The sequence below is a fragment of the Caballeronia cordobensis genome, from assembly GCF_001544575.2.
Lineage (GTDB): Bacteria > Pseudomonadota > Gammaproteobacteria > Burkholderiales > Burkholderiaceae > Caballeronia > Caballeronia cordobensis.
Genome location: NZ_FCNY02000019.1, coordinates 111,247 through 133,584, shown reverse-complemented (window position 1 = coordinate 133,584; position 22,338 = coordinate 111,247). Strand labels below are relative to the sequence as shown.

Below are 22,338 nucleotides of genomic sequence, written 5' to 3'. Positions count from 1 at the left end.
ACCGTGAAACGACTCCACGCCGATGATAGTGCGGATCACCCGTGTGAAAGTAGGTAATCGTCAGGCTCCTCATGCCGAAAACAAAAACCCCACCCCGCAAAGGTGGGGTTTTTGCGTTTTGGGCGCGCCTAGCAACTCAAAACGCTACGCGTGACCATCAGAAGCCGCAGCAGCCATCCACGCCGCTACGCTTTCAGCGCGCCATAAAGCGTTCAGCCAAACGTACCCAATAAGTCGATCCGATCGACAGCAGATCATCGTTGAAGTCATAGCTGGCGTTATGCAACATGCATGGCCCGGCACCATGGCCGTGCTCGCGATGTCCGCCATCGCCATTGCCCAGAAAGGCATAGCATCCGGGCTTTTCAAGAAGCATGAACGAGAAGTCCTCCGCGCCCATCGTCGGCTCGACGGCGTCATCGACTCTTTCCTTCCCTACGACCTCTGCCATGACTTCCGCCGCGAATCTCGCTTCGTCAGGCGCGTTGATCGTCGGTGGATAATTCCTGTTGAAGTGCACTTCTACGTCGCAGTCATAGGCGGCAGCCGTCGCTTCGACAATTTTGCGCATTCGTTCTTCGATCAGATCGAGCGTTTGCACAGTGAAGGTGCGCACGGTTCCGCCAAGCCAGGCTCGATCCGGAACGACGTTCGCAGCCTCGCCAGCGTGGATCTGGGTGATTGAGAGGACCGCTGTATCGATCGGCTTCTTGTTTCGCGTAATGATGCTCTGAAGCCCGTTGGCAATTTGAACCGCTGTGAACACAGGATCGCGCCCGTTGTGAGGCAGGGCCGCGTGCGAACCGGTTCCGCAGATCGTGATGCGAAACTCGTTACTCGACGCCATGATCGGCCCTTCGGTCACACCGAAATGACCGGCGGGGATGCCGGGCCAATTGTGAATGCCAAACACCGCCTCCACCGGAAAGCGATCGAAAAGACCATCTTCGATCATGGCCTTCGCGCCCGCGCCGCCTTCTTCGGCGGGCTGAAAGATGAAAACGACAGTCCCGTCGAACGTACCGTGCTCGGCCAGATGCTTCGCAGCGCCGAGCAGCATTGCCGTATGCCCGTCGTGGCCACACGCGTGCATGCGACCGTCGTTCGTCGATCGATGCCCGAACGTGTTCAACTCCTGAATGGGCAGTGCGTCCATATCCGCGCGAAGTCCGATCGACTTTGCGCCAGAGCCGCGTTTCAGCACGCCGACGACTCCCGTTTTGCCCACTCCCCGATGGACTTCGATTCCCCATCGTTCGAGGTTATCGGCGACCAGCTTCGCCGTGCCAACCTCCTCATAACGCAATTCCGGGTGGGCGTGGATCGTTCGTCGGAGCGTTTTGATTTCCTCGTGCGATGCTTCGATTTCCGGGATCAGATTCATTTGAACTGCTCTCTCGATTGAATTCGGATTGCGCGTATGGACCGCGCCTGGTTCTTCATTCTACGTCGCCACTATTTCCCGTACCGGACGGTCGATCGCATAGTTCGCGTAATAGAATTCCATCATTTGCCGCCCATTATTCTGATTTACCGGACTTTTCGATGAACGCTCCAGCCGAGTTTGCCCGAGCCGTTTGCCCGCACGATTGCCCCGACACATGCGCGATGCGCGTAACGGTCAAGGAGGGCAAAGCGGTCAAGATCAGCGGTGATCCCGATCACCCACCGACGCAAGGCGTGTTGTGCACCAAGGTCACACGCTACGCCGAGCGCACGCATCACAAGGATCGGCTGCTGACGCCACTGCGGCGCGTCGGAAAAAAGGGCGAGGGCCGATTCGAACCGATCGGCTGGGACGAGGCATTGCAGCTTGCCGCCGAACGTCTGGAAACGGTGGCCCGTCGAGCGCCGGAAGCCATCGTTCCGTATAGCTACGCCGGCACGATGGGTCTGGTGCAAGGCGAGAGCATCGCTGCGCGGTTCTTCAACGTCTTGGGTGCATCGCGCCTTGAGCGCACCATTTGTGCTGCTGCGGGCGCGGCCGGCCTGCGCTACACGTATGGCGCGAGCATCGGAATGCATAGCGAGTTTTACGAAGAAAGCGAGCTGATTCTGATTTGGGGCTCGAACCCGATCGCATCGAGCCTGCACTTCTGGACGCGTGCGCAGGAGGCCAAGCGACGCGGTGCGAAGCTGATCGCGATCGACCCGTATAGATCGTTGACGGCGGAGAAATGCCATCAGCACATCGCGCTGCGCCCGGGCACGGATGCCGCGCTCGCGCTCGGCATGATCGAAGTGCTCATCCGTGAGAATCTGATCGACCATGACTATGTGCGCGCACATTCCGTAGGTTTCGACGAACTCGCGGCGCGTGCCGCGCAGTACCCGCCCGCGCGCGCGGCGCAGATCTGCGGCATTGAGGAAAGCGTGATCGTCGAGCTCGCGCGCGCTTTCGGGGCAACACAAAAGGCCGCGATCCGCCTCAACTACGGCATGCAGCGCGTGCGCGGCGGCGGCAATGCCGTCCGCGCGATCGCCTGCCTGCCATCGTTGACGGGCGCGTGGCGCGAGCGTGCCGGCGGTTTGTTGCTTTCGTCGTCGGGTTGGGCGCCCATCGACGGCAGCGCGCTCGAGCGCCCGGATCTACTACCCGGCGGGCTGTCAAAGATGCCCCGGGCGATCAACATGAATGCGATCGGCGACGCGCTGCTGCATCCGGGCGACGAAACCTTCGGGCCGAAAATCGAAGCGCTGATCGTCTACAACTCGAACCCGGTCGCGGTTGCGCCCGATTCGGCGAAGGTCGCGGCGGGTTTCGCGCGCGAGGATCTGTTCACGATCGTGCTCGAACACTTCCAGACAGACACCGCTGACTATGCCGATCTGATCTTCCCCGCGACCACGCAGCTCGAACACCTCGACGTACACAAGTCATACGGGCACACGCACGTCATGGCGAATCTGCCGGCGATCGAGCCCGTCGGCGAAGCGCGCCCGAACACGGAAATCTTCCGCGGTCTCGCGCGCGCGATGCGGCTCACCGAGCCGGCGCTTTTCGAGACCGACGAGCAGATCGCATCGCAAGCCTTCCGCTGGGACGACCGCACGCTGCAAGGGCAGAGCTGGGAAACGCTGAAGGCCTCCGGCTGGCTGAAGCTCGATATCGCCGACGCACCGCTCGCCGACGGCGCGTTTCGCACGCCGTCGGGCAAATGCGAGTTCTATAGCGAGCGTCTGGCGCGCGAACGTCTCGATCCGCTGCCGGATTATTTGCCGCCGTACGAATCCGCAGATGGCTCGCCGGAACTGGCGGCCCGCTATCCGCTCGCGATGATCTCGCCGCCCGCGCGCAATTTTCTAAACAGCAGCTTCGTGAACATTGAGAGTTTGCGCGCCGCGGAGCGCGAACCGCATCTGGACATCCATCCCGACGATGCCGAGGCGCGCGGTATTTCGGACGGCGCGTTCGTGCGAATTTTCAACGATCGCGGCTCGATGCAGGCACGCGCTCGCCTGACGCCGCGCGCGCGAGAAGGCGTGGTCGTCGGTCTGTCGATCTGGTGGAAGAAGTTATCGCCGGACGGCTGCAACGCCAATCAAGTCACGAGCCAGGCATTGACCGACCTCGGCAGGTCGGCAACCTTCTACGACTGCCTGGTCGAAGTGGAGCGGATGCATTGACCGGTATCGGAACGGCAGGCTCGGACGAGTCTGAGGCATGGCGTCTAACCCAGTTGTCGGAGACGTGTCGAAAAGCTAGGATCTCGTTTCCGCACGACCATTCTAAAATCTTATAAAGGAGACGCCGTATGGAGAAACCCTGGCTGAAGTCCTATCCGGCCGGCGTGCCTGCCGAGATCGACGCATCCGCGTACCGGTCGGTTTCCGAGTTGCTCGAAGACAGTTTCCGCACGAACCGCGACCGTCGCGCGTTCGTGTGCATGGGCCAGTCGATCACCTACGGCGAGCTCGACGCGATGTCGAAGAAGCTGGCCGCGTGGTTCCAGCGGCGAGGCATGAAGCCGGGCGCACGCGTCGCGCTGATGATGCCGAACGTGCTGCAGTATCCCGTTGCGATCGCGGCGGTGCTGCGCGCCGGCTACATCGTCGTCAACGTGAATCCGCTTTATACGCCGCGCGAACTCGAGCATCAGCTCAAGGACTGCGGCGCGGAAGCGATCGTCATCCTCGAGAATTTCGCGGTCACGCTCCAGGCCGTCGTCAAGAATACGGCGATCAAGCATGTGGTTGTCGCGTCGATGGGCGATTTCATGGGCCTGAAGGGGCTCCTGGTGAACCTGGTCGTGCGCCACGTGAAGAAAATGGTGCCCGAATGGACCATACCCGGCAGCGTTCGTTTCAATGACGCGCTCGCGGAAGGCGCCCGCATCACGCTGCAGCCGGTCGCGCAGACGCCCGACGACATCGCGTTCCTGCAATACACGGGCGGTACGACGGGTGTGGCCAAGGGCGCGACGCTCACGCATCGCAATGTGATCGCGAACACGCTGCAATCCGAAGTCTGGCTCGATCCGGCCCGCAAGCGCCGCCCGGATATCGACCAGTTCGTCTGCGTGGTCGCGCTGCCGCTTTATCACATCTTCGCGCTGACGGTGTGCGGCATGCTGACGATCCGCACAGGCGGCCTCGGCGTGCTGATTCCGAATCCGCGCGATATCGCGGGAACGATCAAGGAACTGAAGGGCATTCCGATCAACACGTTCCCGGCCGTCAACACGCTCTATAACGCGCTGTTGAATCACCCGGATTTCGGCAAGCTCGATTTCTCCAAGCTCATCGCGGCGAACGGCGGCGGCATGGCGGTCCAGGAGGCCGTGGCCAAACGGTGGTTTGCCGCGACCGGCGTGCCGATCGTGGAAGGCTACGGCCTGTCCGAGACCTCGCCCTGCGTGACCTGCAATCCGGTCACGGCGACCGAATACACGGGCACCATCGGCTTGCCGCTTCCGTCGACAGAAATCTCCATCCGCGACGATGACGACAACGAGGTGCCGCTCGGCCAGCCCGGTGAGATCTGCATTCGCGGTCCTCAAGTCATGGCGGGCTACTGGAACCGGCCCGATGAAACCGCAAAGGTGATGACCGACGACGGCTTTTTCCGCTCGGGCGATGTTGGCGTGCTGGACGATCGCGGGTTCGTGAAGATCGTCGATCGCAAGAAGGACATGATCCTCGTGTCGGGTTTCAACGTGTATCCGAACGAGATCGAGGACGTTGTGGCCATGTTGCCGGGCGTGTTCGAAGTCGCGGCGGTCGGCGTGAAGGATCAGACGTCCGGCGAGGCGGTGAAGCTTTTTATCGTGCGCAAGGATCAGAGCCTGACCGAAGCCGACGTCATGGCCTATTGCAAGGAGCGGCTCACGGGCTACAAGCGTCCGCGGACGATCGAGTTCCGCAACGATCTGCCGAAGAGCAATGTCGGCAAGATCCTGCGGCGCGAACTGCGCGACGGCCGCGCGTAGCCGTCAGGCCGCCGCCCGCAGATAGAAAGCCGTCGCGTCGTGAGACGCGACGGCTTTTTGTTGGCCAGACGTAACGCGCCTTTCGCCGTCAGGACGAAAAAAAGGCGCCCGAAGGCGCCTTTCAGAGCGTACTGCTTTGTTACGACCTTATTAGAACTTGTGACGGATGCCGACGACAGCAGCAACCTGGTTCGACGTCGACGACGGCGACAGACCGTTGATGTTCGCCACAGCCGTACGGTTCGTCGAATCCGTGCCGCTTGCGTGCTGGTACACGCCGTCGATGTACACGTCCGTGCGCTTCGACAGGAAGTAGTCCGCGCCGAGCATCGCCTGATGGTACTTGGCATCGCCCAGGCCGTAGCCCTTCGTGTAGTCGTACGCCACGCCCAGCAGCAGAGCCGGGGTCAACTGATACTTGAAGTTGATTTCGGCGTTGTGGAACTTGCCCGTGCCGCCCGTGAAGCCGCCCGTCGGCGTCAGGCCCGTGCCCGGCTCCGAACCCAGATCCTTGAACTGCGTGTTGCTATACGTTGCGCCGACAGTCGCCGCGCCGAACGTGTAAGCACCGCCAGCCGAGATCACTTGCTGCGTCTTGGCCGAAGCGTAACCGTTGATCACGCGGCTCGAACCGAAGTTCGACGTCGAGCCCGCGGTCGTCGCCGTGCGGCTGTTCGGGGTGTTGCCGAAGAACGAGTAGTTCGGGTCCTTGACGTTCAAGTAGCCCGCGCCCAACTGCAGGGGGCCTTGCGAGTAGCCGAGACCAACCGACCAGATCTGGTTGCGGTTGAACTGGCCAGCGTTGCCGCCCAGGCTGTACAAGCCGCCGAACGTGAAGCCAGCGTAGTTCGCGCTCGTGAACTTGATCGCGTTGTTCACGCGATTCGAGTTGTTCATGTTGTCCAGGTCGCCCGGGTGTGCGCCGAAGTACGAAGCCCACTGGCTACCGACTTCGAATGCGCCCGTGAAGTCGACCACGGAGTCGTACTGGCGACCCAGCGTGACCGTGCCGAACTGCGAACCGAGACCGACATACGCCTGACGGCCGAATTCAGCGCCGCCCTGGCCAAGCTGGCCATTGAACACGTTGAAGCCGTTTTCCAACACGAAGATGGCCTTCAGACCGCCACCGAGGTCTTCCGTGCCACGCAGGCCCCAACGACTGCCCTGCAGGTTGCCGCTGTTCATTGCATACAGCTTTTGGCCGTTGCTGTTGTTGTTGTACGCGAAGCCTGCGTCGATGATGCCGTACAGCGTCACGCTGCTCTGCGCATGTGCGGCGCCAGCGAAAGCGCCCAATGCAGCGAGAGCGAGAAGCGACTTTTTCATTGATTAGATCTCCAGGGAGTGTTTGCGACTTGGTTGGCAAGGCCACTGTTCTAGCGCCAGTGTGTTGACGGTCCCTGCCGGGCTTCTTAACGAAGTTGAGACGTAATGTAACAAAGAGCCTTTGACGGACAAAGGAAAAGGGGGCGGTCCGCCCGACACATGTGACGTTTACGCAACAGGCGCTAAGATGTTGGTTTTGCTGGATTTTTGCGACCCGTATTTGCCCTAATTATCAAAACGGATGCTTAGTAACTGTCGTTTCGTGCCCCGTCGTTGGCCTTGTCGAGGCCGTATTCGGGACTGAGGGCGCGGGCGTCGCTCGCGTCGATGTGCGCTAGAATCCGCGTTTTGCGCGAAACGCCGGCTTGCTCATTGTTCCGGTACCGGCAGGCGTCGACAGGCGGAGAATATGAATTGCTGCAATAGCCCGCGTTGTGCCGGCGACCATGAAGAGAGGTGACACCATGACGCTCGATGAAGTCATCAGCGAGTTCGATCGGGGTTTGCGCTCCATGACCGGGATAAGCCGCATGTCGCGCCCCATGCCCGAATCGGCGATATCCGGTTCCGATCTCCAGAACGATGCCCTCTCCGACGAGTCGCAGCTCACGGAAAAAGAGCGCGCCCACTCGGCCGGGTTGATGCGCGTGAATCATGTCGGCGAAGTCTGCGCGCAGGCGCTTTATCAGGCGCAAAAGCTCGCCACGAATTCGCCCGAGCTGAAGGCGAGCTTCGAACAGGCGGCTCGCGAAGAAGAAGATCATCTGGCGTGGACGTCGAAACGCCTGAACGATCTGGATGCGCGGCCGAGCCTGCTCAATCCGCTCTGGTACGCGGGCGCGCTCGCCATCGGTTTCGTCGCGGGACGTTTCGGCGATCGCGCGAGTCTGGGCTTCATGGCGGAAACCGAGCGTCAGGTCGAACAGCACCTCGACGGTCACATGAAAACTTTGCCCGCCAACGATCACGCATCGCGCGCGATCGTCGAGCAAATGCGTCTCGATGAGAGCGCGCACGCCGCCGCCGCCATCGGCGCGGGAGGAACTGAAGTGCCGTTTCCGGTTCGGGCATTGATGCGCGCGGCCTCGAAAGTCATGACGCGCACCGCCTATTACATATAGCGCACCGATCGCCCGGCCGGATCCATAGCGATACGGCCGGTAACTCGCGGCCGCATCCCACCTGCGGCCCACAAATCGGGCAAAAAGACCGTTACATTTCCCTCATTTCAGCAGCAGATTTCACGTACTACCTTCACATCCCTCAGTAGCTCTCTAATTCATAACGCTTTTCTCTTTTGTCGCCACTTCAAGCTCCTGCGCTAAGTCCTTGTTCTAGCAAATAAAAAGCACTCGAAAAAAAGGCGCGCGTCTTGACCGAGGAAATGCGTTCCTCTAAAGTGGGAGACAGTGTGAGAAAGTGGTCTTTTGTGTGATTCACAGGCCATTTTCGATCAAAACGGAGTGGGGGCAGGCGTCATGGTGGGCGTCTGGAACGGGGAGGGCACAAGTGTTCCAAGGGGCGTCGGCGCTGACGCTCGATGCGAAAGGACGGATGTCGATTCCGTCGCGCTATCGGGAGGCGCTGCAAGGGCAGGCGGAAGGCCGGGTGACGCTCACGAAGAGCCCGGATGGATGCCTGTTGCTGTTTCCCCGCCCAGAGTGGGAAGTCTTTCGCGCCAAGGTTGCGGCGCTTCCTATGGACGCCATGTGGTGGCGGCGCATCTTTCTCGGCAATGCAATGGATCTCGACCTCGACAGCGCCGGGCGCGTACTGGTTTCGCCCGAACTGCGCGCAGCCGCGTCGCTGGAAAAAGACGTGACGCTGCTCGGCATGGGCGCGCATTTCGAGTTGTGGGATTCGCAGACGTACGCGGCGAAGGAAGCCGCGGCGATGGCGCAGGGCATGCCCGAAGCGCTGAAGAACTTCACTTTCTGACGCGGCGCTGAAGAGCATGGCGAATTCGTCGGGAAACGAACTGCAGCATCGCACGGTGCTGCTGCAGGAAGCGGTGGATGGACTGATCACGCGCACGGACGGCGTCTATATAGACGGCACGTTCGGGCGCGGCGGTCATAGCCGGGCGATATTGCAGCGCTTGGGGGATGCGGGGCAACTCATCGCCTTCGACAAGGATCCTCTTGCCATCGCCACGGCGCAACAGATTCAGGACTCGCGCTTTTCGATCGTGCATGACAGCTTCGCGGCGTTGCGCGATGCGGCGAGCGAGCGTGGGGTAGGGCGGGTGTCGGGCGTATTGCTCGACCTTGGCGTGTCGTCGCCGCAAGTGGACGACCCGGAGCGCGGCTTCAGCTTCCGCGCGCAAGGTCCGCTCGACATGAGGATGGACCCGACTCGCGGCGAGTCGGCAGCAGAGTGGCTCGCGCGAGCCACGGTGCAGGAACTGACGGAGGTCATCAGAGATTATGGGGAAGAACGGTTTGCTTTTCAGATTGCAAAGGCGCTTGTTGCTCGCAGGGCAGAGTCCGACCGTCTTGGGCCTCTCGACAGCACGCGCGAGCTTGCCGAAATCGTGGGTAACGTCGTCAAAACCCGTGAAAAGGGCAAGGACCCGGCAACTCGCACCTTTCAGGCTATACGGATTCACGTCAATCAAGAGCTTGCGGAGCTGCAAGTAGTACTCGAGTCGGCATTGGCATTGTTGGAGCAAGGGGGGCGGCTGGTCGTGATCAGCTTTCATTCACTCGAAGACCGGATCGTCAAGCGGTTCATGCAGGCGCACGCGAGCGCGCCGGCGGTGGACCGTCGCTTGCCGATCCGCGCGGTCGACCTGCCCAGCCCGCCGCTGCGCGTGGTCGGTCGCGTGTTTCCGAGTGAAGCCGAAGTGGCCGCCAACCCGCGCGCCCGATCCGCGGTGATGCGTATCGCGGAGCGGATCGCGCCATGAACCGCCTCAATATTTTCCTGCTGATCATCGTGCTCGGGTGCGCGCTGTCGGTCGTCAGTTCGACCAACCAGCAGCGGGAAATCTTTATCGAGTTGCAGCGGGCGCAATCGCAGGAGCGCCAGCTTCAACAGGATTACGCGCAGTTGCAGTACCAGCAGAGCGCGCTGTCGAAGACCTCGCGCATCGAGCAGTTGGCCACCAACTCGCTGAAGATGCAGCCCGTGACGACCGGCCGCACGCAATATCTCACCTACGACACGGCCGCCAACAAGGCCGCCGACGCACCCATGCCGCCGCCGCTGCCCGCGTCGGCGCCGCCTGCACGCGGAGCCAAGCGATGAAAAAATCCGCGAAGCAGAAAGACATCGCTCATACGCCCAATCCGCTCCTCGCCGTGCGCCTGCCGATGTGGCGCTCGAAGTTCGTCGTGTTCCTGCTGTTCATGGCGTTCGTCGCGCTCGCTGCACGCGCATTCTGGATTCAGGGACCGGGCAACGCCTTCTTTAAGAAGCAGGGCGAAAGCCGCTATCAGCGCACGCTCGAACTGCCGGCCACGCGCGGCCAGATTCGCGACCGCAACGGCCTCGTGCTTGCGACCAGCCTGCCGGTGAAGGCCATCTGGGCCATTCCCGAAGCCGTGCCGAACGATCTCGGCGCGGAGAAGTTCGCGCAATTGTCCAAGCTGCTCGAGATGCCGGAGAAAGAGCTCCGCGCCAAGCTCTCGATGGACAAGACCTTCGTCTACGTGAAGCGTCAGGTCTCGCTCGAAACGGCGCAGAAAGTCGCCGCGCTCGACATTCCCGGCATTTATTCGCGCGGCGAATACAAGCGTTTCTATCCGGAAGGCGAAATCACCGCGCACCTGATCGGCTTTACTAATATTGAAGACAAGGGACAGGAAGGCGTCGAGCTCGGCGACCAGCATGTCCTCGCTGGCACGCCGGGCATGCGTCGCGTCATCAGGGACCGCATGGGCAATATCGTCGAGGACGTCGACGAGCAAATCGTGCCGCACAATGGTACGGACGTCGAACTCTCGATCGACAGCAAGATTCAGTACATCGCGTACACGAACCTGAAGGCCGCCGTCGAGAAATCGAAGGCGAAGGCAGGCGCGGCGATCGTGATCGACACGAAGACGGGCGAGGTGCTCGCGCTCGTCAACTATCCCACGTACAACCCGAACGACCGTTCGCGCATGACCGGCGAACAGTTGCGCAACCGCATTCTCACGGACACTTTCGAGCCCGGCTCGATCATGAAGCCGTTCACCGTTTCGCTCGCGCTCGATCTGCATCGCGTGACGCCGAACACGCTCGTGGAAACCGGCGGCGGCGTATTCGTGCTCGACGGCGCGCGCATCACGGACGACGCCGGCTTCGGCACGCTCACCGTCGGCGGCGTGATTCAGAAGTCGAGCAATATCGGCGCGACCAAAATTGCGATGCAATTGCGGGCCGAAGAAATGTGGAACATGTACACGAGCCTCGGACTCGGGCAGGCGCCGAAAGTCGGCTTTCCGGGCGCGGTAACGGGGCGTTTGCGGCCGTGGAAGAGCTGGCGGCGCATCGAGCAGGCAACGATGTCGTACGGCTACGGCCTGTCCGCGTCGCTGTTCCAGCTTGCGCGCGCGTATACCGCGATCGCGCACGACGGCGAGGTCATGCCGGTGTCCATTTTCCGCACGCCGGGCGATCAGCCGGTCGTCGGTCAGCAGGTTTTCTCGCCGACCACTGCGCGTCAAGTGCGCGCGATGCTCGAAACCGTGACGGCTAAGGGCGGGACGTCGCCGGATGCGGCGGTGCCGGGGTATCGCGTCGGCGGCAAGTCGGGCACGGCGTACAAGCACGCGGGGCGCGGCTACGACCACTCGAAGTACCGCGCCTCGTTCGTCGGCATGGCGCCGATGCCGAATCCGCGCATCGTCGTGGCGGTATCGGTCGACGAGCCGACGGTCGGCAGCCACTTCGGCGGCCAGGTGTCGGGGCCGGTGTTTTCGGGCATCGTCGGCGACACGCTGCGCGCGCTCAACGTGCCGCCCGACATGCCGGTCAAGCAGATGGTCGTGACGGACGATTCGAACTCCGCCGCGCAAGCCGCCGCGCAGCCGCCGGTGAACAGAAACAACGCGAACACCGCGAAGAAAGTCGCAGTGTCGAGCAATATGAAGACGCACCCGGGAGTCGTGCGATGAGCGCGCAAGCCCGTCAGAGCAAGATGCAAAAGGACGTATCACACGCCATTCAATGGCTGCGCGCGCACGCGCAGCCCGACGCGCAATTGCACGCCGACACGCGCTCGCTCAAAAGCGGCGACGTGTTCCTCGCCTATGCGGTCGAGGGTGCGGACAACCGTCCGTATCTCGACGCCGCGCTTGCGGCGGGCGCGGCTGCGGCGCTCTATCAGCCGGAGCATTTCGCGGGCAAGCCGGATGCATCGAAGGCGCTCGCCGTAAAGGCGCTCGACGAACTCGCCGGCCCGATCGCGTCCGCATGGTACGGCGAGCCGACGGCATCGATGCTCACGGTCGGCGTGACGGGCACGAACGGCAAGACCTCGTGCAGCCAGTGGATCGCGACCGCGCTGACCTCGCTCGGCCGTCCGTGCGCCATCGTCGGCACGCTCGGCATCGGCATGCCGGGCAAGCTCGTGCATAGCGGTTTCACCACGCCCGACGCGGCGCAGCTTCAACGCAATCTCGCGCAACTGAAGGCCAAGGGCGCGGAAGGCGTGGCGATGGAAGTGTCGTCGCACGCGCTGCATCAGGGGCGCGTGAATGGCGTCGATTTCGACATCGCCATTTTCACGAATCTCACGCAGGATCATCTCGACTACCACGGCACGTTCGACGCGTACGAAGCGGCGAAGGCGCGCCTCTTCGCGTGGCCGTCGCTGAAAACGGCGATCGTCAATCGCGACGACGCGGCCGGCGAGCGGCTGATCGAATCGCTGCGCGGCAAGGTGCGCACGATTGCGTACGGCGTCGAAATGCGCGCCGATGCCGCCCCGAGCGCCGACGCCATGCTGCTCGCAAGCCAGGTCCGCGCCACGGCGACCGGCACCGCGTTCCATCTGTCGTCCGACTGGGGCGAAGCCGATGTCGAAGTCGGCACGCTCGGCACGTTCAACGTGAGCAATCTGCTGTCCGTGCTCGCCGTGCTGCTCGAAGTCGGCGTGCCGTTCAGTACCGCGATCGGGCATATCGCCAAGCTCGAATCGGTCAATGGCCGCATGGAGCGCCTGGGCGGGCGCATCCAGAGCGACGAGCCGCTCGTCGTGATCGATTACGCCCACACGCCCGATGCGCTCGACAAGACGCTCACCGCGCTGCGCCCGATCGCCGAGGCGCGCGGCGGCGATCTCGTCTGCATGTTCGGATGCGGTGGCGACCGCGACGCGACCAAGCGTCCGCTGATGGGCGCGATCGCCGAACGTCTCGCGGACCAGGTCGTCATCACGAGCGACAACCCGCGCAGCGAAGAGCCGCAATCCATCATCGACCAGATCGCGGCCGGCATGAGCGACGCCGCGAAGGCGCGCCGCATCGAAGACCGCGCGAGCGCGATTTTGCAAGCAATCCGAAGCGCCGCGCGTGAGGATGTCGTCGTGCTCGCCGGAAAAGGGCACGAAGCCACGCAGGAAATCATGGGCAAGAAGCGCGCGTTCTCGGATCAGGATCACGCGCGCCTCGCGCTTGCCGCGCGCGCCACGCAACAGCGCGGAGGCGGCGAATGACGATGTTCACGCTTCGCGAAGCCGCCGCGTTGATTCCCGGCGCCGTCCTGAAGGGCGATGAAAACGTGGCGATCGAGCGCGTCGTGACGGACAGCCGCGGCGTTCAGGCCGGCGATCTTTTCGTCGCGGTGAAGGGCGATCGCTTCGATGCGCATGACTTCCTTGAGCAGGTTGCGAAGAGCGGCGCGGCTGCGGCGCTCGTGTCACGCGAACCGAGCAACTCCGGTGCCTGGCCTCTTCCTGTCATCAAGGTAAAGGACACGCGCGCCGCGCTCGGTGCGCTGGCGCACGGCTGGCGCGAGCGCTTCACGATGCCGCTCGTCGCCGTAACGGGCAGCAACGGCAAGACGACGGTCAAGGAGATGATCGCGTCGATTTTCACGGCCGCGGTGGGCGAAGACGCGCGGCTCGCGACCGCGGGCAACTTCAACAACGACATCGGCTTGCCGCTCACGCTGTTCCGTCTGAACGCGTCGCACAAGCTCGCTGTCGTCGAGCTCGGCATGAACCATCCGGGCGAGACGGAAGTGCTCGGCAAGATCGCCGCGCCGGACGTCGCCGTGGTCAACAACGCGCAGCGCGAGCATCAGGAATTCATGGCGACGGTCGAAGCCGTTGCGCTCGAACATGCGTCGGTCATTCATGCGCTGGGCGAAACGGGCACCGCCGTGTTTCCCGCGGACGATCAATACGCCGTCTTCTGGCGCACGGCCGCGACGGGCAACCCGATCGTCGACTTCGCACTGACCGACGACGCCTCGGAAGCCGCCGTCACCGGCACGCTGAAGGGCACGACGGTCACGATGCGCACGCCGCAGGGCGAGACCGATGTCGCGCTCAACGTGCTCGGCGAGCACAACGCGCGCAACGCACTCGCGGCGGCATCGGCGGCGCTGGCGGCGGGCATGTCGCTCGACGTGGTCAGGCGCGGTCTCGAAGCGTTCCAGCCGGTGAAGGGACGCCTGCAAGTGAAGCGCGCCGTGCTCGGCGCGCTCGCGGGCGCGACCGTCATCGACGACACCTACAACTCGAATCCCGATTCGATGCGCGCCGCTATCGACGTGCTCGCCTCGCAGCCCGCGCCGCGCGTGCTCGTGATGGGCGACATGGGCGAAGTCGGCGAGGAAGGTCCGGCGTTTCATCGCGAAGTCGGCGCGTATGCGGCCGAGCGCGGCATCGAAGCGCTCTTCGCGCTCGGCGACGCAAGCCGCGATTCGGTGAACGCATTCAATGCGAAGGCATCGAAGCAGACCGCGAACCATTTTGATGACTTCATCAAAATGGTCGCAGCGCTTCAAAGTTCCGGCTACGGCAACAAAGCCACGTATCTCGCGAAAGGCTCGCGCTTCATGAAGATGGAGCGCGTGGTGGACGCCTTGACGAGCCCACAACAACCCGCCGCGGGCAGCACGCCCGCGGCTCATTGATTCACTGAAGAGAAGGACCGGTATGCTACTCGCACTCGCGCAATGGCTCCAGAATGACGCCAGTTTCATGCGCGTGTTCACCTACATCACGTTTCGCGCGGTCGGCGCAACGGCAACGGCGATGCTGATCGGCCTCGTCTGCGGGCCGTGGGTCATCCGCAAGCTGACCTTGCTCAAGGTCGGCCAGGCCGTGCGCAAGGACGGCCCGCAGACGCACCTCGTCAAGTCCGGCACGCCCACCATGGGCGGCGTGCTGATTCTCATCGGCATTGCGGTGTCCACGTTGCTGTGGGCCGATCTCACGAACCGCTTCGTGTGGATCGTGATGCTCGTCACCTTCGGCTATGGCGTGATCGGCTGGGTGGACGACTATCGCAAGGTCGTGCACAAGGATCCGCGCGGCATGTCCTCGCGCGAGAAGTATTTCTGGCAGTCGGTCATCGGCATTTTCGCGGCGGTGTATCTCGCGTTTTCCGTCTCCGAAGCGAACAACGCGCGCGTGTTCGATCTCTTCATGGCGTGGGTGCGCAGCGGTCTGTCGATGGGCCTGCCCGCGCGCGCCGACCTCATGCTGCCGTTTCTCAAATCGATCACGTATCCGCTCGGCGTGTGGGGCTTCATCGCGATGACGTACTTCGTGATCGTCGGGTCGAGCAACGCGGTCAATCTCACCGACGGTCTCGACGGTCTCGTCATCATGCCCGTGGTGCTCGTGGGCGCGTCGCTCGGCGCGTTCGCGTATGTCATGGGTTCGTCGGTCTATTCGAAGTATCTGCTGTTCCCGCACATTCCCGGCGCGGGCGAACTGCTGATCTTTTGCTCCGCGATGGGTGGCGCGGGACTCGCGTTTCTCTGGTACAACACGCACCCCGCGCAGGTCTTCATGGGCGATGTGGGCGCGCTCGCGCTCGGCGGCGCGCTCGGCACGATCGCGGTGATCGTCCGTCAGGAAGTCGTGCTGTTCATCATGGGCGGCGTGTTCGTGGCGGAAACGCTCTCGGTGATGCTGCAGGTCTTCTGGTTCAAGTTCACGAAGCGCCGTTACGGCGAAGGCCGCCGCTTCTTCAAGATGGCGCCGCTGCATCACCACTACGAATTGTCGGGCTGGACCGAGACGCAAGTGGTCGTGCGCTTCTGGATCATCACGCTGATGTTGTGCCTCTTCGGTTTGTCGACGCTCAAGCTGCGTTGATCTTTTTGCATTCGTGCGGTTCTTCAGGTTTTCGGGAAAGGTAAAGCGATGTTTGGCGAGAAGTTTGTCGGTCGGCAAAGTCCGATGGTGCTCGTGCTGGGACTGGGTGAATCCGGTCTGGCGATGGCGCGCTGGTGCGCCAGGCACGGTTGCCGCCTGCGGATCGCCGACACGCGCGAAGCGCCGCCGAATCTGTCCGAACTCGCCATTCACAAGATCGATGCGGACTTCGTCGGCGGCGCATTCACGCCGGCGTTGCTCGATGGCGGAATCGAACTCGTCGCGATCAGCCCGGGACTGTCTCCGCTCGCCGACGACCTCGCGCCGCTGATTGCCGCGGCGAAGGAGCGCGGTATTCCCGTCTGGGGCGAACTCGAACTGTTCGCGCAGGCGCTCGCCGGGCTCGGCGCGAACGGCTACGCGCCGAAGGTCATCGCGATCACCGGCACGAACGGCAAGACCACGACGACCGCGCTCACCGGGCTTCTGTGCGAGCGCGCGGGCAAGACGGTGGCGGTCGCGGGCAACATCAGCCCGGCCATGCTCGACAAGCTGACCGAGGCCATCGATCAAACCGCGCTGCCCGATGTCTGGGTGCTCGAACTGTCGAGCTTCCAGCTCGAAACCGCGCACACTTTCGCGCCCGATGCCGCCGCGGTGCTCAACATCACGCAGGATCATCTCGACTGGCACGGCGGCCTCGACGCCTACGCCGCCGCGAAAGGCCGCATCTTCGGCCCGCGCACGACGCGCGTGCTGAACCGCGACGACAACCGCACGATGAAGCTCGCGGCGAACGTCGCGCAAGACCGCGTGGTGACGTTCGGCCTGAATGAACCGCTGCACGTCGGCGATTACGGTCTGTTGCGCGATAACGGCATGTCGTGGCTGGCCGCGGGCATCGATCAGGACGCGTCGGACGAAGCGCCGTCGCGCCGTCGCAAGAAGGACGAATCCGCGCCGACCGTCGTGTCGAAGCGACTGATGCCGTCGGACGCGCTGCGCATCCGCGGCCTGCACAACGCCGCGAACGCGCTGGCCGCGCTCGCGCTCACACGCGCGATCGATCTGCCGCTCGCGGCGCTCTTGCATGGCTTGCGCGAGTATCGCGGCGAGCCGCATCGCGTGGAAGTGATCGCGCAGATCGACGGCGTCGATTATGTCGATGACAGCAAAGGCACGAACGTCGGCGCAACCGTCGCCGCGCTCGACGGCCTCGCGCAACGCGTCGTGCTGATCGCTGGCGGCGACGGCAAGGGCCAGGACTTTTCGCCGCTCGAAGCGCCGGTCGCGCGCTGGGCGCGTGCGGTGATGCTGATCGGCCGGGATGCGCCGCGCATTCGCGAGACGCTCGCAGCGACGAACGTGCCGCTCGAAGATCACGCGACGCTCGAAGCCGCGACGAACGCCGCCGCGCGCATCGCGGAAGCCGGCGACGCCGTGCTGCTCTCGCCCGCGTGCGCGAGCCTCGACATGTTCAGAAACTACGCACATCGCGCCGACGTGTTTCGCGGCGCGGTCGAAGATATCGCCGCCGCGCGGGGAGTGATGCTATGAGCTGGTCGGAACGCTTCGGATCCAAACTGACCGGACAGCGCAACGCGGTTCCGAACGACACGCTCGCCGGGCGCGGCCAAGGCGGCGCGCGAGGCGGCATTTCGAGCGCGGTGAACGGCGTGCGTCCCGCGCGCTCGCGCATGCTCGACTACGACTATTCGCTGCTATGGGTGATGATCGCGCTGCTCGGTCTGGGCATCGTGATGGTGTACTCGGCGTCGATCGCCATGCCCGATTCGCCGAAGTACGCGAGCTACCGCGACTATCACTTCCTCGTGCGCCATCTGATCTCGATCACGACGGCGCTCGTCGGCGCGACCATCGCGTTCAAGATTCCCATCAAGATGTGGGAAAAGTATGCGCCGAAGTTCTTTCTCGTCGCGCTGGTGCTGCTCGTCATCGTGCTGATTCCGCACGTCGGCAAAGGCGTGAACGGCGCGCGCCGCTGGATTTCGCTCGGCATCACGAACATGCAGCCGTCGGAAATCATGAAGCTCGCGGTGACGATCTACGCGGCGAACTACACCGTGCGCAAGCAGGAATTCATGCACAGCTTCGGCAAGGGCTTCCTGCCGATGGCGGTCGTGGTGGGCGCGGTCGGCGCGCTGCTGCTGCTCGAACCCGACATGGGCGCGTTCATGGTGATCGCCGCGATCGCCATGGGCGTGCTGTTCCTCGGCGGCGTGAACGGCAAGCTGTTCGGCGGCCTGGTCGCCACGGCGGTCGGCACGTTCGCGCTGCTCGTGTGGGCGTCGCCGTGGCGCCGTGAGCGGATCTTCGCGTACCTCGATCCGTGGGACGACCGCTATGCGCAAGGCAAGGCGTACCAGTTGACGCACTCGCTGATCGCGTTCGGGCGCGGTGAATGGTTCGGCGTGGGCCTGGGCGGCAGCGTCGAAAAGCTCAACTATCTGCCGGAAGCGCACACCGACTTCATTCTCGCGGTGATCGGCGAGGAGCTCGGTTTCGTCGGCGTGATCTGCGTGATTCTGCTGTTCTACTGGATCGTGCGCCGCGCGTTCGAAATCGGCCGTCAGGCGCTCGCGCTCGATCGCACGTTCGCCGGTCTGATGGCGAAGGGCGTCGGCATCTGGTTCGGCGCGCAGACGTTCATCAACATGGGCGTGAATCTCGGCCTTCTGCCGACCAAGGGTCTTACGTTGCCGCTCGTTTCCTACGGCGGATCGGGCATCTTGCAGAACTGCGTCGCGCTGGCCATTTTGCTGCGCGTCGATTACGAGAATCGTGTCTTGATGCGCGGAGGAAAAGTATGACCGCGCAACGCGACCGCACCTTGATGGTGATGGCGGGCGGCACCGGAGGCCATGTGTTTCCGGGGCTCGCGGTCGCGCACTGGATGCAGGCGCACGGCTGGCGCGTGGTGTGGCTCGGCAACGCGAGCGGCATGGAAGCGACGCTGGTGCCGAAGCACGGCATTCCGATGGAATGCGTGCGCTTCGGCGGCGTGCGCGGCAAGGGCATCAAGACCAAGCTGATGTTGCCGGTCAATCTCTTGCGCGCGTGCTCGCAAAGCCTCGCCGCGCTGCGGCGCGTGAAGCCGGACGTCGTGCTCGGCATGGGCGGCTATATCACGTTTCCGGCGGGCATCATGACGAAGCTCGCCGGCTGCCCGCTCGTGCTGCACGAACAAAATTCGATCGCGGGTCTCGCGAACAAGGTGCTCGCGCGCCTCGCGAAGCGGGTGCTGGTCGCGTTTCCCAATGCGCTGCCGAATGCCGAATGGACCGGTAATCCGATTCGCGCGGAACTAACGCGCGCATTGCCACCCAAAGAACGCTACGCCGCGCGTTCGGGACGCCTGAACGTGCTCGTCGTTGGTGGAAGTCTGGGCGCTGCCGCGTTGAACGAAACGGTGCCGAAAGCGCTCGCGATGCTGTCGCCGCAAGAGCGTCCGCGCATCGTGCATCAGGCGGGCGCGAAGCATATCGAAGCACTCGAAGCGAATTACGCGGCGGCGGGTTTTGCGCCGGGCGCGGATGTGCAGCTCGTTCCGTTCATCGAGGACATGGCGAACGCGTACGCGTCGGCGGATCTCGTGATTTGCCGCTCGGGCGCGATGACCGTCTCGGAAATCGCGGCGGTCGGCGTGGCCGCGCTCTTCGTGCCGTTCCCGTTCGCGGTCGACGATCACCAGACGACCAACGGCGCGTTCCTCGCGAAGAACGGCGCGGCCGAACTGATACAACAACGCGATTTGTCGGCGCAAAAGCTCGCCGACTGGTTACGTGCGCAGACGCGCGACACGCTCGCGGCCATGGCCGAACGCTCGCGCGCGCTGGCGAAACCGGATGCGACCGAAAAAGTCGCGAGCATTTGCGCCGACGTGGCCGGCGCGCGTTTCGACGCGCAAGCTCGGGAGGCACATTAAATGAAGCACATCGTCAAACATATTCATTTCGTCGGGATCGGCGGCGCGGGCATGAGCGGCATCGCCGAAGTGCTGCTGAATCTCGGCTATCACGTGAGCGGCTCGGATCTCTCCAACGGCGCCGTCACCGAGCGCTTGCGGGCGCTCGGCGCACGCGTCGAGATCGGCCATCACGAGCAGAACATCGAAGGCGCGAATGCGGTCGTCGTATCGACGGCCGTGCGTCCGGACAATCCCGAAGTGCTGGCCGCGCGCCATCGCCGCGTGCCGATCGTGCCGCGCGCCGTCATGCTCGCCGAACTCATGCGGCTCAAACAGGGCATCGCCATCGCGGGCACGCACGGCAAGACCACGACGACCTCGCTCGTCGCGAGCGTGCTGGCCGCGGGCGGGCTCGATCCGACCTTCGTCATCGGCGGACGGCTGAACAGCGCGGGCGCGAACGCGCGGCTCGGCACGGGCGATTTCATTGTCGCGGAAGCGGACGAATCCGATGCGTCGTTCCTCAATCTTTTCCCGGTGATCGAAGTCATCACGAACATCGACGCCGATCACATGGACACCTACGGCCACGACTTCGCGCGGCTGAAGCAGGCGTTCATCGAGTTCACGCACCGGCTGCCGTTCTATGGCATCGCGGTGCTGTGCGTCGACGATCCGAACGTGCGCGAAATCCTGCCGTTCGTGTCGAAGCCGATCATCCGCTACGGTCTCGGCGCGGAAGCGCAGGTGCGCGCGGTGAATGTCGAGGCGCGCGACGGCCGCATGCATTTCACGACCCTGCGCGAAGACGCGCCGGCGCTCGACATCGTGCTGAACCTGCCGGGCACGCACAACGTGCAGAACGCGCTGGCGGCCATCGCCATCGCGACCGAACTCGAAGTCGCCGATGCCGATATCCAGCGTGCGCTCGCGGAATTCAACGGCGTGGGCCGGCGTTTCCAGCGTTACGGCGAAGTGAACACGACGGGCGGCGAAGGTGCGTACACGCTGATCGACGATTACGGTCATCACCCGGTCGAAATGGCCGCGACGATCGCGGCGGCGCGCGGTGCGTTCCCCGATCGGCGTCTCGTGCTCGCGTTCCAGCCGCATCGCTATACGCGCACCCGTGACTGCTTCGAAGATTTCGTGAGAGTGCTGTCGACGGTCGATGCCCTCGTCCTCACCGATGTCTATGCGGCTGGCGAAGCGCCCATCGTCGCGGCGGACGGCCGCGCGCTCGCGCGTGCGATCCGCGTCGCGGGCAAGGTCGAGCCGGTGTTCGTCGAAACGGTGGACGAAGTGCCCGACGCGGTCACGACCATCGCGCGCAACGGCGACGTGGTGATCGCGATGGGCGCGGGCTCCATCGGCGGCGTGTGCGGAAAGCTGGCTAACCCCCAGCCTCAGTAAGAGCAAGACAATGAGCAACCAAGTGAATCAAATCGATCCGGCCGTATTCGGCAAAGTCGCGGTGCTGCTGGGCGGGAATTCCGCCGAGCGCGAGGTCTCGCTCAATTCGGGGCGTCTCGTGCTCGAAGGCCTGCGCGAAGCAGGCATCGACGCGCACGCGTTCGATCCGGCGCGGCGCCCGCTTTCGGATCTGAAGGCCGAAGGCTTCGTGCGCGCGTTCATCGCGCTGCATGGCGGCTATGGCGAGAACGGCCAGCTGCAAGGCGCGCTCGACTTCTACGGCATCCGTTACACGGGCAGCGGCGTGCTCGGTTCGGCGCTCGGCATGGACAAGCTGCGCACGAAGCTCGTGTGGCAGCAGACCGGCATTCCCACGCCGCCGTTCGAAACCGTCTTCCGCGGCGAAGACTACGCGGCGCGCGCGCAGGACATCGTCGCGAAGCTCGGGCTGCCGCTCTTCGTGAAGCCGGCGAGCGAAGGGTCGAGCGTCGCCGTCATCAAGGTGAAGAGCGCGGAAACGCTCGTGCCGGCGCTCGAAGAAGCCGTCAAGTACGACAAGATCGTGATCGTCGAGAAGAGCATCGAAGGCGGCGGCGAGTACACGTGCTGCATCGCGGGCGATCTCGACTTGCCGGTCATCAAGATCGTGCCGGCGGGCGAGTTCTACGACTATCACGCGAAGTACGTCGCCAACGACACGCAATACCTGATTCCGTGCGGTCTCACAGAAGCTGAAGAAACGCGCATGAAGGCGCTGACCAAGCGCTCGTTCGAGATTCTCGGCTGCACCGACTGGGGCCGCGCGGATTTCATGCTCGATGCAAACGGCAACCCGTACTTCCTCGAAGTGAACACGGCGCCCGGCATGACGGACCACTCGCTGCCGCCGAAGGCCGCGCGCGCGGTCGGCATCAGCTACAAGGATCTCGTCGTGAAAGTGCTCTCGCTCACGCTGAAGAATTAGGTCGAACACACAC

17 protein-coding genes are annotated in these 22,338 nt (G+C 63.5%); 15 read left to right on the top strand and 2 right to left on the bottom strand.

What is annotated here, in order from left to right:
* Positions 1 to 193: 193 nt before the first annotated feature.
* Positions 194 to 1,384 (bottom strand): M20 aminoacylase family protein, encoded by a 1,191-nt coding sequence (locus AWB70_RS29420; RefSeq protein ID WP_053568820.1) that lies wholly within the window; start codon positions 1,382 to 1,384, stop codon positions 194 to 196.
* Positions 1,385 to 1,545: 161 nt separating this feature from the next.
* Between AWB70_RS29420 and AWB70_RS29415 the strand changes: the two genes are divergently transcribed.
* Positions 1,546 to 3,627 carry a molybdopterin-containing oxidoreductase family protein gene (locus AWB70_RS29415; RefSeq protein WP_053568819.1) on the top strand — a complete coding sequence of 694 codons (2,082 nt, stop codon included), beginning with the start codon at positions 1,546 to 1,548 and terminating at the stop codon, positions 3,625 to 3,627.
* A gap of 128 nt (positions 3,628 to 3,755) precedes the next feature.
* Positions 3,756 to 5,429: a long-chain fatty acid--CoA ligase gene (locus AWB70_RS29410; protein WP_053568818.1), complete on the top strand. Its 1,674-nt coding sequence runs from the start codon at positions 3,756 to 3,758 to the stop codon at positions 5,427 to 5,429.
* A gap of 150 nt (positions 5,430 to 5,579) precedes the next feature.
* Here the strand turns inward: AWB70_RS29410 and AWB70_RS29405 are convergent, their stop codons facing one another.
* Entirely contained in the window at positions 5,580 to 6,758 is a 1,179-nt protein-coding gene (locus tag AWB70_RS29405; RefSeq protein WP_053568817.1) for a porin, read from the bottom strand.
* 464 nt (positions 6,759 to 7,222) lie between these two features.
* On the opposite strand from AWB70_RS29405, the gene coq7 reads away from it, so the two are divergent.
* The 13 genes from coq7 to AWB70_RS29340 all read left to right on the top strand — a co-directional run bounded on the left by coq7 (position 7,223) and on the right by AWB70_RS29340 (position 22,325).
* Positions 7,223 to 7,879 (top strand): 2-polyprenyl-3-methyl-6-methoxy-1,4-benzoquinone monooxygenase, encoded by a 657-nt coding sequence (gene coq7, locus AWB70_RS29400; RefSeq protein ID WP_053568816.1) that lies wholly within the window; start codon positions 7,223 to 7,225, stop codon positions 7,877 to 7,879.
* 388 nt (positions 7,880 to 8,267) lie between these two features.
* A complete protein-coding gene (mraZ, locus tag AWB70_RS29395; RefSeq protein ID WP_014192348.1) occupies positions 8,268 to 8,696 on the top strand; it encodes a division/cell wall cluster transcriptional repressor MraZ in 429 nt (142 codons plus the stop codon).
* Between the two features lie 16 nt (positions 8,697 to 8,712).
* On the top strand, positions 8,713 to 9,666 hold the full coding sequence (gene rsmH, locus AWB70_RS29390; protein WP_053568815.1) for a 16S rRNA (cytosine(1402)-N(4))-methyltransferase RsmH: 954 nt from the start codon (positions 8,713 to 8,715) through the stop codon (positions 9,664 to 9,666).
* Positions 9,663 to 10,007: a cell division protein FtsL gene (gene ftsL, locus AWB70_RS29385; RefSeq protein WP_014192346.1), complete on the top strand. Its 345-nt coding sequence runs from the start codon at positions 9,663 to 9,665 to the stop codon at positions 10,005 to 10,007. The genes rsmH and ftsL overlap by 4 nt, the downstream gene beginning before the upstream one ends.
* Complete coding sequence (locus AWB70_RS29380; protein WP_014192345.1) at positions 10,004 to 11,860, top strand: peptidoglycan D,D-transpeptidase FtsI family protein; 1,857 nt, start codon at positions 10,004 to 10,006, stop codon at positions 11,858 to 11,860. The genes ftsL and AWB70_RS29380 overlap by 4 nt, the downstream gene beginning before the upstream one ends.
* Entirely contained in the window at positions 11,857 to 13,401 is a 1,545-nt protein-coding gene (locus AWB70_RS29375) for a UDP-N-acetylmuramoyl-L-alanyl-D-glutamate--2,6-diaminopimelate ligase (protein WP_053568814.1), read from the top strand. The genes AWB70_RS29380 and AWB70_RS29375 overlap by 4 nt, the downstream gene beginning before the upstream one ends.
* Complete coding sequence (locus AWB70_RS29370) at positions 13,398 to 14,828, top strand: UDP-N-acetylmuramoyl-tripeptide--D-alanyl-D-alanine ligase (RefSeq protein ID WP_053568813.1); 1,431 nt, start codon at positions 13,398 to 13,400, stop codon at positions 14,826 to 14,828. The genes AWB70_RS29375 and AWB70_RS29370 overlap by 4 nt, the downstream gene beginning before the upstream one ends.
* 22 nt (positions 14,829 to 14,850) lie before the next feature.
* Complete coding sequence (gene mraY, locus AWB70_RS29365; RefSeq protein WP_014192342.1) at positions 14,851 to 16,020, top strand: phospho-N-acetylmuramoyl-pentapeptide-transferase; 1,170 nt, start codon at positions 14,851 to 14,853, stop codon at positions 16,018 to 16,020.
* Positions 16,021 to 16,068: 48 nt separating this feature from the next.
* Positions 16,069 to 17,577 (top strand): UDP-N-acetylmuramoyl-L-alanine--D-glutamate ligase, encoded by a 1,509-nt coding sequence (murD, locus tag AWB70_RS29360; RefSeq protein WP_053568812.1) that lies wholly within the window; start codon positions 16,069 to 16,071, stop codon positions 17,575 to 17,577.
* Positions 17,574 to 18,851, top strand: a complete 1,278-nt coding sequence (gene ftsW, locus AWB70_RS29355) for a putative lipid II flippase FtsW (RefSeq protein WP_053568811.1) — start codon at positions 17,574 to 17,576, stop codon at positions 18,849 to 18,851. The genes murD and ftsW overlap by 4 nt, the downstream gene beginning before the upstream one ends.
* Positions 18,848 to 19,966, top strand: a complete 1,119-nt coding sequence (murG, locus tag AWB70_RS29350; RefSeq protein ID WP_053568810.1) for an undecaprenyldiphospho-muramoylpentapeptide beta-N-acetylglucosaminyltransferase — start codon at positions 18,848 to 18,850, stop codon at positions 19,964 to 19,966. Before ftsW ends, murG begins: the two co-directional genes overlap by 4 nt.
* Positions 19,967 to 21,361, top strand: a complete 1,395-nt coding sequence (murC, locus tag AWB70_RS29345) for a UDP-N-acetylmuramate--L-alanine ligase (protein WP_053568809.1) — start codon at positions 19,967 to 19,969, stop codon at positions 21,359 to 21,361.
* A 22-nt stretch (positions 21,362 to 21,383) separates the two neighbouring features.
* Complete coding sequence (locus AWB70_RS29340) at positions 21,384 to 22,325, top strand: D-alanine--D-alanine ligase (protein WP_053568826.1); 942 nt, start codon at positions 21,384 to 21,386, stop codon at positions 22,323 to 22,325.
* The last annotated feature ends 13 nt before the right edge of the window (positions 22,326 to 22,338 follow it).

Coding starts and splice junctions, on each gene's coding strand:
- mraY (WP_014192342.1), top strand. CDS start 14,851: ATGCTACTCGCACTCGCGCAATGGCTCCAGAATGACGCCAGTTTCATG.
- AWB70_RS29380 (WP_014192345.1), top strand. CDS start 10,004: ATGAAAAAATCCGCGAAGCAGAAAGACATCGCTCATACGCCCAATCCG.
- ftsW (WP_053568811.1), top strand. CDS start 17,574: ATGAGCTGGTCGGAACGCTTCGGATCCAAACTGACCGGACAGCGCAAC.
- AWB70_RS29405 (WP_053568817.1), bottom strand. CDS start 6,758: ATGAAAAAGTCGCTTCTCGCTCTCGCTGCATTGGGCGCTTTCGCTGGC.
- AWB70_RS29370 (WP_053568813.1), top strand. CDS start 13,398: ATGACGATGTTCACGCTTCGCGAAGCCGCCGCGTTGATTCCCGGCGCC.
- ftsL (WP_014192346.1), top strand. CDS start 9,663: ATGAACCGCCTCAATATTTTCCTGCTGATCATCGTGCTCGGGTGCGCG.
- murD (WP_053568812.1), top strand. CDS start 16,069: ATGTTTGGCGAGAAGTTTGTCGGTCGGCAAAGTCCGATGGTGCTCGTG.
- coq7 (WP_053568816.1), top strand. CDS start 7,223: ATGACGCTCGATGAAGTCATCAGCGAGTTCGATCGGGGTTTGCGCTCC.
- murC (WP_053568809.1), top strand. CDS start 19,967: ATGAAGCACATCGTCAAACATATTCATTTCGTCGGGATCGGCGGCGCG.
- rsmH (WP_053568815.1), top strand. CDS start 8,713: ATGGCGAATTCGTCGGGAAACGAACTGCAGCATCGCACGGTGCTGCTG.
- murG (WP_053568810.1), top strand. CDS start 18,848: ATGACCGCGCAACGCGACCGCACCTTGATGGTGATGGCGGGCGGCACC.
- AWB70_RS29420 (WP_053568820.1), bottom strand. CDS start 1,384: ATGAATCTGATCCCGGAAATCGAAGCATCGCACGAGGAAATCAAAACG.
- AWB70_RS29415 (WP_053568819.1), top strand. CDS start 1,546: ATGAACGCTCCAGCCGAGTTTGCCCGAGCCGTTTGCCCGCACGATTGC.
- AWB70_RS29410 (WP_053568818.1), top strand. CDS start 3,756: ATGGAGAAACCCTGGCTGAAGTCCTATCCGGCCGGCGTGCCTGCCGAG.
- AWB70_RS29375 (WP_053568814.1), top strand. CDS start 11,857: ATGAGCGCGCAAGCCCGTCAGAGCAAGATGCAAAAGGACGTATCACAC.